The 13,818-nt window shown below is 71.1% G+C and carries 11 protein-coding genes; all 11 read right to left on the bottom strand.

Annotated features, from left to right (window positions below; genetic code table 11):
• Window positions 1-350 precede the first annotated feature (350 nt).
• A complete protein-coding gene (locus ACFYXB_RS29045) occupies window positions 351-959 on the bottom strand; it encodes a TetR/AcrR family transcriptional regulator (RefSeq protein WP_351345692.1) in 609 nt (202 codons plus the stop codon).
• 1 nt (window position 960) lies between these two features.
• Window positions 961-1,695, bottom strand: coding sequence for an enoyl-CoA hydratase family protein (locus ACFYXB_RS29040; protein WP_351345695.1), 735 nt, complete (start codon window positions 1,693-1,695; stop codon window positions 961-963).
• Window positions 1,692-3,260: a 4-coumarate--CoA ligase family protein gene (locus tag ACFYXB_RS29035; protein WP_389587331.1), complete on the bottom strand. Its 1,569-nt coding sequence runs from the start codon at window positions 3,258-3,260 to the stop codon at window positions 1,692-1,694. The genes ACFYXB_RS29040 and ACFYXB_RS29035 overlap by 4 nt, the downstream gene beginning before the upstream one ends.
• A gap of 36 nt (window positions 3,261-3,296) precedes the next feature.
• Window positions 3,297-4,457, bottom strand: coding sequence for an acyl-CoA dehydrogenase family protein (locus ACFYXB_RS29030; RefSeq protein WP_389587329.1), 1,161 nt, complete (start codon window positions 4,455-4,457; stop codon window positions 3,297-3,299).
• Window positions 4,458-4,465: 8 nt separating this feature from the next.
• Window positions 4,466-6,313, bottom strand: coding sequence for a biotin carboxylase N-terminal domain-containing protein (locus ACFYXB_RS29025; RefSeq protein WP_389587327.1), 1,848 nt, complete (start codon window positions 6,311-6,313; stop codon window positions 4,466-4,468).
• Window positions 6,314-6,339: 26 nt separating this feature from the next.
• Window positions 6,340-7,938: an acyl-CoA carboxylase subunit beta gene (locus ACFYXB_RS29020; protein WP_389587325.1), complete on the bottom strand. Its 1,599-nt coding sequence runs from the start codon at window positions 7,936-7,938 to the stop codon at window positions 6,340-6,342.
• Window positions 7,935-9,626 (bottom strand): acyclic terpene utilization AtuA family protein, encoded by a 1,692-nt coding sequence (locus tag ACFYXB_RS29015; protein WP_389587323.1) that lies wholly within the window; start codon window positions 9,624-9,626, stop codon window positions 7,935-7,937. Before ACFYXB_RS29015 ends, ACFYXB_RS29020 begins: the two co-directional genes overlap by 4 nt.
• Window positions 9,623-10,417 carry a TIGR03084 family metal-binding protein gene (locus ACFYXB_RS29010; protein ID WP_389587321.1) on the bottom strand — a complete coding sequence of 265 codons (795 nt, stop codon included), beginning with the start codon at window positions 10,415-10,417 and terminating at the stop codon, window positions 9,623-9,625. The genes ACFYXB_RS29015 and ACFYXB_RS29010 overlap by 4 nt, the downstream gene beginning before the upstream one ends.
• Before the next feature lie 131 nt (window positions 10,418-10,548).
• On the bottom strand, window positions 10,549-11,547 hold the full coding sequence (locus ACFYXB_RS29005; RefSeq protein ID WP_389587319.1) for a DMT family transporter: 999 nt from the start codon (window positions 11,545-11,547) through the stop codon (window positions 10,549-10,551).
• Between the two features lie 89 nt (window positions 11,548-11,636).
• Window positions 11,637-13,466: an ABC transporter ATP-binding protein gene (locus ACFYXB_RS29000; protein WP_389587335.1), complete on the bottom strand. Its 1,830-nt coding sequence runs from the start codon at window positions 13,464-13,466 to the stop codon at window positions 11,637-11,639.
• Window positions 13,467-13,564: 98 nt separating this feature from the next.
• Window positions 13,565-13,699 (bottom strand): hypothetical protein, encoded by a 135-nt coding sequence (locus tag ACFYXB_RS28995; protein ID WP_389587317.1) that lies wholly within the window; start codon window positions 13,697-13,699, stop codon window positions 13,565-13,567.
• Window positions 13,700-13,818: the final 119 nt, after the last annotated feature.

The raw sequence follows: 13,818 nt of genomic DNA, 5'->3' as shown, positions 1-13,818 counted from the left end.
CCATCTCCCCGGCCCATTCCCCCTGCATGCCCACAAGACTGGCCCCAACTCCACCGAGCCGGGGCCAGAACCCGAGATTTTCAGCAGTCTTCTAGTCGTCTGCGTTGTCGGGGCGCGATGGCGAGTACGGGTCGTTCGTGGTTGCTCGCGCCCACGCGGCGGGGCCGCATATCGATACAGCCCCGCGCCCCCAGGGAGTTGTCCACGCCGCCGTCAACAAGTTCGCGTGGTGCCGTTCCGCCATGCTCGTGACGCGCACGTCGTCCACGTGGCGGCGTCGGACGAGCATCGGAAGCATGCGGACCAGGGTGACGCGCCGCGACAGCGTTCCCGCGGGCCGACAGCTTCCCTCAGCCCAGCGCCCCCTCCAGCAGCCTGGCCCACTGCGCGACCACCCGTTCGCGACGCGTCGTGTCGTCCGTGAGGAGGTTGGCGAGGCCCAGGCCGCGGGCCATGTCGAGGAAGCCCTGGACGGTTTCGCGGACGCCGGGGCGAGACTCGTCGGCGGCGAGGAGTTCCACCGCTATGCGGTGGGTCTCGCGGCCGACGCGGGCCTCCAGTTCGGTGACGCGCAGGCGCAGCTGCTCCTCGTTGGAGGCGGCGACCCACAGGGTGAGGGCAGCGCGGAAGAGCGGGCCGGTGAAGAGGTCGACGAGGGCCGAGACCACGGCGCGGCGGTCGGCGGGGCCGTCGGGGAACAGGTCGCGCAGGGCGGTGGAGCGTTCCTCGGCGACGTACTCGACGGCCGCGGTGAAGAGGTCCTCGCGGGTACGGAAGTGGTGCTGGGCGGCGCCGCGTGAGACGCCGGCGCGTTCGGCGACGACGGAGACCGTGGAGCCCGCCCAGCCGTACTCGGCGAGGCAGGCCACGGCGGCCTCCAGGAGCCGCTGCCGGGTGGCCCGGCTGCGGTCCTGCTTGGGGACGCGCTCCATGCGGTCCTCGGCGGTCACAACACCCATGTCACAGCACCCATGTGGGATCCCGTCGTTCCAGGAAGGCCGTCATCCCCTCCCGGGCCTGGACGGAGGAGAACAGCCGGGCCGAGAGCGCGGTGAGGTCGGCCGCGTCCCGGTCGAAGGTCTCCAGCACCCTAGCCGTGAGCAGCCGCTTCGTCTCGGCCAGGGCCTCGGGCGAGGATCTGCGCAGGCCGTCCAGGACCGGCGTGAGGGCCTCGTCGACGTCGGCGCCGGCGAGGGTCAGCAGGCCGATGCGGGCGGCCTCCGCCGCGTCGAGGCGCTCGCCGGTGAGGTAGTAGCGGGCGATGGCGCGCGGGTCGGTGCGGGGGAGCACCGGCATCGAGATCACCGCGGGCGCCACCCCGATGCGTACCTCGGTGAACGCGAAGGTGGCCGCGGTCGAGGCGGCGGCGATGTCGCAGGCGGCGAGGAGGCCGAGGCCGCCCGCGCGGACGTGTCCGGTGACCCGGGCGACGACCGGCTGGGGCAGTTCGACGATCTGCCGGAGCAGGCCGACCAGGGCGTCGGGATCGGGAGGGTCGCGCAGGTCGGCGCCGGCGCAGAACGTGTTGCCGGTGTGGGTGAGGACGACGGCACGGACACCGGGGTCCTTGGCGCAGTCCGTGAGGGCGTCGGCAAGTTCGGTCACCAGCGCGGCCGACAGGGCGTTGCGGGTGCCGGGCGAGTCCAGGCTGAGGGTCTCGATGCCACGCGCGCGTGTACGGCCGATCAGTGTCACGCCCGCTCCCTGAGTTCCCGGCGCAGGATCTTCCCGGAGGCGGCGCGGGGCACGTCGTCGATGAAGGTGACCCGGCGGACGCGTTTGTAGGGGGCGACCTGCTCGGCGACGTACATCATGACCGCGCCCTCGGTGAGGCCGTCGGCGGTGGGCTGGCGGACGACGTAGGCGTGCGGGACCTCGTTGTGGTTCTCGTCGTAGACGCCTATGACGGCGGCGTCGGCTATGCCCGGGTGGGTGAGGAGCAGGGCCTCCAGCTCGGCGGGGGCCACCTGGAAGCCCTTGTACTTGATGAGCTCCTTGACCCGGTCGACGACGAACAGCCAGCCGTCGGCGTCGACGTGTCCGACGTCCCCCGTGTGCAGCCAGCCGTCGGGGTCGATCATCGCGGTGGTGGCATCGGGGCGGCCGAGGTAGCCCTTCATGACCTGGGGGCCGCGGATGAGGATCTCGCCGGGTTCGCCGGTGCCGAGGTCCTTGCCGGGGTCGTCGAGGGAGACGATGCGCATCTCGGTGCCGGCGATGAGCTTGCCGACGGTGCCGGGCGGTGCCTGCTCCATGCCGTCGAGGGGGACGACGTGGGTGCCGGGCGAGAGTTCGGTCATGCCGTAGGCCTGGCCGACCGGGGGCAGGCCGAGGCGCTCGGAGCAGGCGGCGCCGAGCTGGGCGTCCAGGGGGGCGGCGGCGCTGATGATGTACCGCAGGGACGAGAGGTCGTAGCGGGCGACGGCCGGGTGCTTGGCCAGGGCGAGGACGATCGGCGGGGCGACGTACAGGCCGGTGATGCGGTGGGTCTCGATGGCCGCGAGGAACGTCTCCAGCTCGAAGCGGGGCAGGACGACGACGGTGGCGCCCCTTCTGAGAGGCGCATTCATCAGCGCGGTCAGGCCGTAGATGTGGAAGAACGGCAGGACGGCGAGGATGCGGTCGCCGGGTCCGCTGGTGATCAGGGGTTCGAGCTGGGCCAGGTTGGTGGCGATCTGGCGGTGGGTGAGCATCACGCCCTTGGGCACGCCGGTGGTGCCCGACGAGTACGGCAGCGCGGCGACGTCCTCGGCAGGGTCCACGGCGAGCTGCGGTTCGGGCGCGGAGGAGGCGAGCATGTCGATCAGGGAGCGGTGTCCGGGTGCGCTGTCGCAGACGAATATCTCCCGTACACCGCCCGCGAGTTCGGCTGCCCGGCGGGCCGGTCCGAGGAGCGGCGAGACGGTGACGATCCAGCGGGCCCCGGAGTCCCGCAGCTGCTTGGCGAACTCCTCCGGCGTGGCGAGCGGGTGCACGGTGGTGACCGAGGCACCCGCGCGCGTGGCCGCGTAGAAGGCGGTGGGGAAGGCGACGGTGTTGGGGCTGTGCAGGGCCAGCACGTCGCCCTTGGTGACGCCGGCTTCGGCGAGCGCGGCGGCGATCCGCCGGTGGAACCGGTCCACCTGCGCGTACGTGAGGGTGGTGCCGTCGGTGCCGTCGATCAGTGCGGGCTGGTCGCCGAAGTCGGCGGCGTGGCCCAGGACGGCGTCGTGGATGGGCAGGTCGACAGCCGGGACGTCTGCGTACTCGCTGCGGAACACGGTTCCTCCTCGCGCGCGGGCGGGTGCTGTGGCGACTCAGTACGACTTGGGCAGACCCAAGGTCTGGTGGGAGACGTAGTTGAGAATCATCTCCCGGCTCACCGGAGCAATACGAGCCACGCGAGCGCCCGTTATCAGCGAGGCGAGCCCGAACTCACGGGTCAGCCCGTTGCCGCCGAGGGTGTGCACGGCCTGGTCGACGGCCTTCACACAGGCCTCACCGGCCGCGTACTTGGCCATGTTGGCGGCCTCGCCCGCGCCGATGTCGTCCCCGGCGTCGTACAGATACGCGGCCTTCTGCATCATCAGGCGGGCCAGTTCGAGTTCGATGTGCGACTGGGCGAGGGGGTGCGCAATGGCCTGGTGGGCGCCGATGGGGGCCTTCCAGACGGAGCGGTCGCGGGCGTACTCGATGGCCCGGGCGAGCGCGTAGCGCCCCATGCCGATGGCGAACGCGGCCGTCATGACCCGCTCCGGGTTGAGCCCGGCGAACAGTTGCAGCAGGCCCGCGTCCTCGTCGCCGACGAGCGCGTCGGCGGGCAGCCGTACGTCGTCCAGGACCAGCTCGAACTGCTTCTCGGCGGCGCTGAGTTCCATGTCGATGGGCCGCTTCTGGAAACCCTCGGCGTCCGTCGGCACGATGAACAGGCAGGGCTTGAGGCGGCCTGTGCGGGCGTCCTCGGTGCGGCCGACGATCAGGACGGCGTCGGCCATGTCGACACCGGAGATGAACACCTTGCGGCCGGTCAGCAGCCAGTCGGCGCCGTCCTTGCGGGCGGTGGTGGTGATGCGGTGCGAGTTGGAGCCGGCGTCGGGTTCGGTGATGCCGAAGGCCATGAGGCGGGTGCCGTCGGCGAGTCCGGGCAGCCAGGCCCGCTTCTGCTCCTCGGTGCCGAAGCGGGAGATGACCGTCCCGCAGATCGCCGGGGAGACGACGAGCATCAGGAGCGGAGATCCGGCGGCCCCCAACTCCTCCAACACGATGGAGAGTTCAGCGATGCCACCACCGCCGCCCCCGTACTCCTCGGGAAGGTTGACGCCCAGGTAGCCGAGCTTGCCCGCCTCCGCCCAGAGTTCGGTGGGTGCGCGGCCCTCGGCGATGGTCCGCATGATGTATTCGCGGCCGTAGCGCTTGCCGAGGGCCGATACGGCAGCGCGGAGGGCCTTGTGCTCGTCGGATTCGATGACGCTGGTCATGGGAGCTCCTAGGAGGGGTTTTCCTGCACTACGGCGAGCAACATGCCCGGCTCGACCTGCTGTCCGGGCTTGGCGTGGAGGGCGGTGAGGGTGCCCGTGACCGGGGCCGTGATCTGGTGCTGCATCTTCATCGCCTCCAGCCAGATCAGCGGCCGGCCGGCCTCCACGACGGCTCCCTCCGCCAGGTCGTCGGCGATCCGGACGACCGTGCCGGGCATCGGGGCGAGCAGGGAGCCGGGGGCGATGAGCGTGGTCGGGTCGGGAAAGCGCGGCAGGGCGGTGAGGGCGGTCGCGTTGACGTACACCTGGTCGCCGTACCGCGCCACTTCGAACTTCCGCTGTACGCCGTCCACTTCAAGTACGACGAGACGCGCGTCGGCGTGCACGACGCGTACCCCGTCGGCGGTCGGGCCGTTCCTGGTGGACCGGTAGCGGACCTCGTGCTCCTCCCCCGTCAGCTCGTACCGCTTGACCTGTGGCTGCGACGGCAGGTTGCGCCAGCCGCCGAACCGGGAGCGGCCATGCGCGTCGGCGAGGGCCGCGGCCAGGGGGGCGTACGGGTCGGGGGCGGGTTCGGTCAGGCCGGCGAGGTGGCGGTCGTAGAAGCCGGTGTCCATGCGGGCCGACGTGAACTCGTCGTGCCGCAGGGAGCGTACGAGCAGGTCGCGGTTGGTGACCGGGCCGTGGACCGCAGCCCGTTCCAAGGCGCCGGCCAGCTTGCGAACCGCCTCTGCGCGCGTGGGGGCGTGGGCGACCGCCTTGGCGAGCATCGGGTCGTAGTGGACGCCGATGTCGTCGCCGTCGGTGTACCCGGTGTCCAGGCGGACGCCGTCCGGTACGGCGAGGCGGTGCAGGGTGCCGGTCTGCGGGGCCCAGTCGCGGGCCGGGTCCTCGGCGTAGAGGCGGGCCTCGATCGCATGGCCACGCGCGCGTGGGGGCTCATTCTCGAGCGCGTGGCCTTCGGCGACCCGGAGCTGGAGTGCGACCAGGTCGAGGCCGAACACGGCCTCCGTCACCGGGTGTTCGACCTGGAGGCGGGTGTTCATCTCCAGGAAGTGGGCCTTGCCGCCGGCGACGAGGAACTCGACGGTGCCGGCGCCCACGTAGTCGACGGCGTGGGCGGCGCGCTCGGCCAGTTCGTACAGCTCACCGGTGAGTTTGGAATCCAGACCCGGTGCGGGCGCCTCCTCGATCACCTTCTGGTGGCGGCGCTGCAGGGAGCAGTCACGGGTGCCGAGCGTCCACACCGTGCCGTGCGTGTCGGCGAGGACCTGCACCTCGACATGGCGGCCGTTCTCGACGTACGGCTCGACGAACACCTCGCCGTCGCCGAAGGCGCTCGCGGCCTCGGCCCGTGCGCCCTCCAGGGCGCCGTCGAGCTCCGACAGGCGGCGCACGATCCGCATCCCGCGCCCCCCACCGCCCGCGGCCGCCTTCACCAGCACCGGCAGATCGGCCTCGGTGACCTCGCCGAGCAGCGCGATGCCCATCAGCTCCTTGGCGCGCGTCTTGGACGCCATCGCCTCGATCGCCTCCGGGGGCGGCCCGATCCAGACCAGCCCGGCGTCGAGGACGGCGCGCGCGAAGTCGGGGTTCTCGGAGAGGAAGCCGTAGCCGGGGTGCACGGCATCCGCGCCCGCCGCCACTGCCGCCTTCACGATCAGGTCGCCGCGCAGATACGTCTCGGCGGGCGTCGCCCCCGGCAGCCGTACCGCCGTGTCGGCCACGCGCGCGTGGAGGGCGTTCTCGTCGGCGTCCGAGTGCACGGCGACCGTCCGGATTCCCAACTCACCACAGGTGCGGAAGATCCGGCAGGCGATCTCGCCGCGGTTGGCAACGAGCAGAGTCGAAATCACGGAATCCCTCACATCCGTCATGGCCGTCACATCCGGAAGACGCCGAAGCCGCCACGCGCACCCTCGTAGGGCGCCGTGTGGATGGCGGACAGACACAGGCCGAGCACGGTGCGGGTGTCGCGCGGGTCGATGACACCGTCGTCGTAGAGCCGCCCGGACAGGAACATCGGCAGCGACTCGGACTCGATCTGCTGCTCCACCATGGCGCGCAGCGCCGCGTCGGCATCGTCGTCGTACGGCTGCCCCTTGGCGGCGGCCGACTGGCGGGCGACGATCGACAGCACGCCGGCGAGCTGCTGTGGGCCCATCACGGCGGACTTGGCGCTGGGCCAGGCGAACAGGAAGCGCGGGTCGTAGGCCCGTCCGCACATGCCGTAGTGCCCGGCGCCGTACGACGCCCCCATCAGGACGGAGAGATGAGGAACGCGGCTGTTGCTGACCGCGTTGATCATCATCGCGCCGTGCTTGATGATCCCGCCCTGCTCGTACTCCCGACCGACCATGTAGCCGGTGGTGTTGTGCAGGAAGAGCAGCGGAATGTCGCGCTGGTTGGCGAGCTGGATGAACTGGGCGGCCTTCTGCGACTCCTCGCTGAAGAGCACGCCCTGCGCGTTCGCGAGGATGCCGACGGGATAGCCGTGCAGGCCGGCCCAGCCAGTCACCAGACTGGTCCCGTACAGCGGCTTGAACTCGTCGAAGTCGGAGCCGTCGACGATCCGGGCGACGACCTCGCGCGGATCGAACGGGATCTTCAGATCGCCGGGGACGATGCCGAGCAGCTCCTCCGGGTCGTACTTGGGCGGCTCGGCCGGGCCCGGATCGCGGTACGCCTTCTGATGGTTGAGCCGGGCGACCACGCGCCGCGCCTGCCGCAGCGCGTCCTGCTCGTCGACGGCGAAGTAGTCAGCGAGCCCCGACACGCGCGCGTGCATCTCGGCACCGCCCAGCGATTCGTCGTCGCTCTCCTCGCCGGTCGCCATCTTCACCAGCGGCGGCCCGCCGAGGAACACCTTGGCGCGCTCCTTGACCATGATCACGTGGTCGGACATGCCGGGGACGTACGCGCCACCGGCGGTCGAGTTCCCGAAGACGACGGCGACGGTAGGAATCCCGGCTGCGGAAAGCCGGGTGATGTCGCGGAAGATGGCCCCGCCGGGGATGAAGATCTCCTTCTGCGACGGCAGGTCGGCACCACCGGACTCCACCAGGCTGATGCAGGGCAGGCGGTTGGCGAGCGCGATGTCGTTGGCGCGCAGCGACTTCTTCAGGGTCCAGGGGTTGCTGGCCCCGCCGCGCACGGTCGGGTCGTTGGCGGTGATCAGGCACTCGACGCCCTCGACGACACCGATCCCGGTGACGAGGGAGGCGCCGACGGTGTAGTCGCTCCCCCAGGCGGCCAGCGGCGACAGCTCCAGGAACGGCGTGTCGGGGTCGAGCAGCAGCTCGATGCGCTCACGGGCGAGCAGCTTGCCGCGCTTCCGATGCCGCTGCACGTACTTCTCGCCGCCGCCCGCGAGGGCCTTGGCGTGTTCGGCGTCCAGGTCGGCGAGCTTGGCGAGCATGGCCTCGCGGTTCGCCGTGAACGAGGGGTCGTTGACGTCCAGGGCGGAGGGAAGGACCGTCACAGCAGGGTCTCCGGGATCTCCAGGTGGCGGGAGCGCAGCCATTCACCGAGGGCCTTGGCCTGCGGGTCGAAACGGTGCTGGGAGGCGACGCCCGCGCCGAGGATCCCCTCGACGACGAAGTTGAGGGCGCGCAGATGGGGCAGGACGTGCCGGGTGACGGTCAGCGCGCGGGTCTCGGGCAGCAGTTGCTGAAACCGCTCGACGGTCAACTCGTGGGCGAGCCACCGCCAGGCGTCGTCCGTACGGACCCACACACCGACGTTGGCGTTGCCGCCCTTGTCCCCGCTGCGGGCGCCGGCGACAAGACCGAGGGGGGCGCGGCGGGTCGGGCCCGGCGGGAGGGGTTCCGGGAGGGACGACGGCTCGGACACGTCCTCCAGCGGACGGGTGTCCTGGGGGCCCGGCACAGGGATCCGTCGCCCGTCGTGGAGGACGGCCACATGGTGGACGGCACCATGGGGGACGTACACATCCTCGAAGACCCCATACGGCGCGCCCTTCCCCGGTGGCGCGAGCACATGGAAACCGGGGTAACTGGCCAGCGCCAGCTCGATGGCGGCACCGCTCAGCGCTCGCCCCACGGTCTGCTGGTCAGGGTCTCGTACGACGAGCCGGAGCAGCGCGCTGGCCGTCTCCTCGGTGTCGGCGTCGGCCCGGTCCGTGCGGACGAGGTCCCAACGGATGTCATTCGGCGGCGACTTGGCCAGCGCATCGCCCATCTGCGACCGCACAAGGGCGGCCTTGGCCTCGATGTCGAGCCCGGTGAGGACGAAGACGACCTCGTTGCGGAAGCCGCCGAGCCGATTGAGCCCGACCTTGAGGGTGGGCGGCGGAGCTTCCCCGCGCACCCCCTCGATCCGCACCCGGTCGGCACCCCCCTGACTGAGCTGGACGGTGTCGAGGCGGGCGGTGACATCGGGCCCGGCGTACCGGGCACCACCCGTCTCGTACAACAACTGAGCGGTGACAGTGCCGACATCGACGAATCCGCCGGTGCCGTCGTGCTTCGTGATGACGCAGCTGCCGTCGTCATGGATCTCGGCGAGCGGGAAGCCGGGCCGCCGAAGCCGCTCGAGCGTGTGATCAGTGAAATGGGCGTAGTTACCGCCGGTGGCCTGCGTCCCGCACTCCAGCACATGCCCGGCGACGACGGCACCGGCGAGCCGGTCGTAATCCCCAGCCTCCCAGCCGAAGTGGGCGGCTGCGGGACCGGTGACGAGCGCGGCGTCGGTCACCCGCCCGGTGACCACGACGTCGGCGCCCGCGCGCAGACACTCCGCGATACCGAACCCGCCGAGGTAGGCATGGGCGGCGAGGCTGCCGGGGTGGGCCGCGGTGAGGTCGTCCCCCTCGACGTGGGCGACACGCACCGGGACGCCGAGCCGCTCGGTCAACTCCCGTACGGCGGCGGCGAGTCCGGCCGGATTGAGTCCACCGGCATTGGTGACGATCTTGACGTTCCGCTCGTGGGCGAGCCCGAGACAGTCCTCCAACTGCCTCAGAAACGTACGAGCGTACCCGGCGCCGGGGTCCCCCAGCCGGTCCCGGCCCAGGATGAGCATGGTGAGCTCGGCGAGGTAGTCGCCGGTGAGGACGTCGAGTTCACCGCCGGTGAGCATCTCGCGGAGGGCGTCGAACCGGTCGCCGTAGAACCCGGAGGCGTTGCCGATACGAAGCGGTGCGGTCACCGGCCGGCCCCCTTCACCGGGCGCCCGCTGCCGGGCGGCCCCGCGAAGGCCTGGGCGATGTCGAGCCACCGGTCGGCGTCGGCACCCTCGGCGCGAAGGGCGAGGTCGGCGCGGTGGGAGCGCTGGGTGACGAGAAGACAGAAGTCGAGCGCGGGCCCGGTGACGCGCTGCGCGGCGCCTTCGGGCCCATAGGTCCACAACTCGCCCGTCGGACCGACCAGTTCCACCCTGAACGGCTCGGCAGGCGCGGGCAGCCCATGCACCCCGAAGGCGAAGTCACGGGTGCGGACGCCGAGGAAGGCGATGTGCCGGAGGCGATCGGTGGGCGGCCGGGTCACCCCGAGCGCTTCCGCGACGTCCAGGCCATGGGCCCAGGTCTCCATGAGGCGGGCGGTGGCCATGGAGGCGGCGGACATGGGCGGCCCGTACCAGGGGAAACGGGCGCCGGAGGGAGCGCTACGGAGGGCGCGATCAAGGGCGTGACGACCCTCACGCCAGCTCGCCAGCAATTCGGCGGGCGGAAGTTGGGCGTCCTCCTCGGCCGCGTCGTCGACGAACGAGTCGGGCGCGGTCAGCGCCTTCTCGACCAGTTCACGGAACGCGTCCGCGTCGGTGACGGCCAGCAGGGCGGACCGGTCGGTCCAGGCGAGGTGGGCGATCTGGTGGGCTACGGTCCAGCGGGCGGCGGGGGTGGGCAGGGCCCAGCGCTCCGGGCTCACATCGGCGACGAGCAGTTCGAGTTCGTCGCCTTCCACACGCAGATCGTCGATGACGGGCGTCGGGTCGGCCATGGGGGGAGCATGGCAGCGGCACCAGAAACAATCAAGCGTGCTTGCATGGATTCGCTGCGGAGGTGCGGGAGGCAGAGGCATACGAAGTCAGGGGCATACGAAGTCGGGTGCCCCGCCCCGTCCTCCAACCCCTACCCCACGTTCTCTCCCCCCGCCGCCTTCCTCCGCCCCACCTGTGTGCGCACCGCGCCCATGCTCGCCGCGATGACCAGGGCGATCGCGGCTGCCTGTGTGGCGGTGAGGGACTGACCCAGGATCAGGAAGCCTGCCGTCGCGGCGAGGGCCGGTTCCAGGCTCATGAGGATGGCGAACGTGGAGGCCGGCAGGCGGCGCAGGGCGAGGAGTTCGAGGGTGTAGGGGAGGACCGAGGAGAGCAGGGCCACCGCCGAACCGAGCCCAAGCGTCGTCGGGTTCAGGAGTCTGCCGCCCGCCTCCGCGATGCCCAGCGGCAGGAACAGCAGCGCCGCCACCGCCATGGCCAGCGCCAGCCCGTCGGCCTGCGGGAACCGCCTGCCCGTACGGGCGCTGAAGACGATGTACAGCGCCCACATGGACCCCGCTCCCAGCGCGAAGGCGACGCCCACCAGGTCGAGGCCGCCGAAGCCCCCTCCGCCCAGGAGGAAGACGCCCCCGAGGGCCAGGCCCGCCCAGACCGCGTTGATCGCTCGGCGGGACGCCAGGACCGAGAGCGTCAGCGGACCCAGCACCTCCAGGGTCACCGCCGTGCCCAGCGGAATGCGGGCGAGCGCCTCGTAGAAGAGGCCGTTCATCGCGCCCATCGTGACGCCGAAGACGATCACCGTGCCCCAGTCGGCACGCGAGTGGCCGCGCAGCCGGGGCCGGCAGACCAGCAGCAGGATCACCGCCGCCGCGAAGAGCCGCAGGGCCACCACGCCGAGCGCACCGGCACGCGGCATCAGCGTCACGGCGAGCGCCCCGCCGAACTGAACCGAGATCCCACCGGCCAGCACCAGCCCGACCGGCCCGAGTGAACCGAACCGGCCCGGGGGACGCCCAGCCCCAGCCCCGGAAGAAACCCGGGCTGCCGGCGAGGGCAATGACGATGACGTGGCGGCGCTGCGGGTGGTCACGGGCTGTCCAGGGCTCGGTTCGGACTTGGGGTTGTTCATCACGATGTACTACCGAGTCCAGGGTAATAGACCCCGACAGGCGTGTGAACCCTTTATGCAACTGTCCCGGACAGTGAGACCGGTATCCCTCAGACACCGGGCCGGAGCAACGGCATCCGCAACTCCGTCGTGTCCGTCACCGCGTTGTTCTGCGACCGGTGCAGCCGGGCGTACGCCCCACCCCACGCCAGCAGTTCCTCGTGCCGGCCCGTCTCCACCACCCGGCCGCGGTCGACGACCAGGATGCGGTCGGCGTCGGGGGCGAGGTTCAGGTCGTGCGTGATCATGATGGTCGTACGGCCCGCCATCAGTCGGCGCAGCGGCTTGACGACGCGGCGCGCGGCCATCGCGTCCAGTCCCGTCGTCGGCTCGTCGAGGACCAGGACCGGCGAGTCGCGCAAGAGAGCGCGGGCGATGGCGAGGCGCTGGAGCTGACCGCCGGACAGTCGGGCCGAGTTGGGGTCGACCCGGGTGTCGTAGCCGTCGGGCAGCCTCATGATGAATTCGTGCGCGTCGGCGGCCCTCGCGGCCTCCTCGATCGCACGATCGCTGGCGCCGGCGCGGCCGCAGGCGATGTTCGCGCGGACGGTGTCGTGCAGGACCAGGGTCTCCTGGGGCAGCAGCGTCACGTACTCGCGCAGCCGGGCCAGCGGGAGGTCCCGCAGAGGTACGCCGTCCAGGAGGATGTCGCCGCGGTCGGGGTCGTAGAAGCGGAGCAGCAGCTTCGACACCGTGGACTTGCCCGCGCCGCTGGGCCCGGTGATGATCACGAGCTCGCCCGGGGTGACCGTGAAGGAGAGTCCCTGGAGGGTGGCTCTGTCCGCGCCCGGGTAGCCGAAGCCGACGTCGCGCACCTCGACGGTGCCGTCGGGGCGGCCCGCGTCGGACGGGTGACTCGGGTCGGTGACGGAGGGCTGCACGTCCAGGATCTCGATGAGCCGCTCGGCGCCCGCCGTCGCCGCCGTGACCGTGAGACCGAGCTGGGCCAGGCCGCGTACGGGCGGGTAGAGGTAGCCGAGGAAGGCGGCGAAGGCGAGGAGCTGGCCGAGGGTCATCCGGCCGGTGGAGATCTCCCACGCGCCGATGCCGATCACCGCGAGGACGCACACCGTCTCGATGACCTGCACGAGCTGTTCGTACGCCTCGCCCAGCCGGGTCGAGCGGACCGAGGCGCGGAACCAGGCGCTCGCCTCCTCGCCGAGCCGCCGGCGTTCCGCGTCCCGGCGGTCGTACGCCTGCGTCAACACGATGTTGCCGAGCGACTCCTCGACCACGGACGTGATGGCACCGTCGGCGACCCGGCCCGCGCGGGACACGTCCTTGATGGAACCGGAGAAACGGCGGGCCGCGAGCCAGAACAGGGGGGCGAGGACGAAGGTGGCGGCGGCCAGGTCCCAGCGCAGCCAGAACGCGGCGGTCGCGTAGAAGAGGGCGGAGAAGGCCGCCGACGCCGCTCCCACCAGCCCCGACACGACCATCGTCTCGATCGCCTCGACGTCACTGGTCAGCCGGGACAGCAGGTCGCCCTGGCGGTGGCGCTGGAAGAAGTGCGGCGGCAACCGCTGCACATGGTCGAAGACGTAGTCGCGCAGCCGCATCACGAAGCGTTCCGTGACCCACGCGGCGAGGGAGTTGCCCGCGTACGCGACGAGCGCGCCGACGACGGCGGTGCCCAGCCATTGCGCGGCCGGGCTCCAGAAGGCGCTCAGCGAGCCCTTCTGCAGGGCGTTGTCGGTGAGGTCGCTGAAGAGCAGGATGGCCCCGGTCTCGGCGAGCGCGGCGATCACCGTGCACAGCCAGACGATCAGCAGCGGGCCGCGCAATCCTCTGGTCAGCGGCCAGAAACGACGGAAGGCGGCGCGGGCGGGAATGGTGGGTGCGTAGTCGTCCTCGTACTCGGTTTCTTCATCCTCAATCATGTGCGGCATTCCACCCTCCTTCGAAATCCTCACCGCCTGAATTCAAAAAGGGGCCGACGGCGCTCCGTCGGCCCCTTTTCATGTCCCGATCAGTCGGCTCAGCGGTCCTGGCCGGCCACCGGCTTGGGCAGCGGCTTCGGCTGGTGCTTCTTCTTCGCCTTCGGCTTCGGCGGCGGAGGAAGCTGCTTCGACTTGGGCTTCGGGGGCAGCGGGGCGAGCTTCTTGAGGCTCATTTCCGTCTCCTTGATTCGCGCTTTACTTGTGTTGCTTCATGTGGTGCCGAATTCCGCGTCCGGAACCCGACACCAAGAAACGTACACGCCGTCCACCCACCCGAACGACCAAAAAGCGC

The sequence above is a fragment of the Streptomyces sp. NPDC002619 genome (assembly GCF_042889305.1).
Classification (GTDB): domain Bacteria; phylum Actinomycetota; class Actinomycetes; order Streptomycetales; family Streptomycetaceae; genus Streptomyces.
Note: the sequence above shows the minus strand (reverse complement) of the source record. Positions and strands in the feature narration are given on the sequence as shown.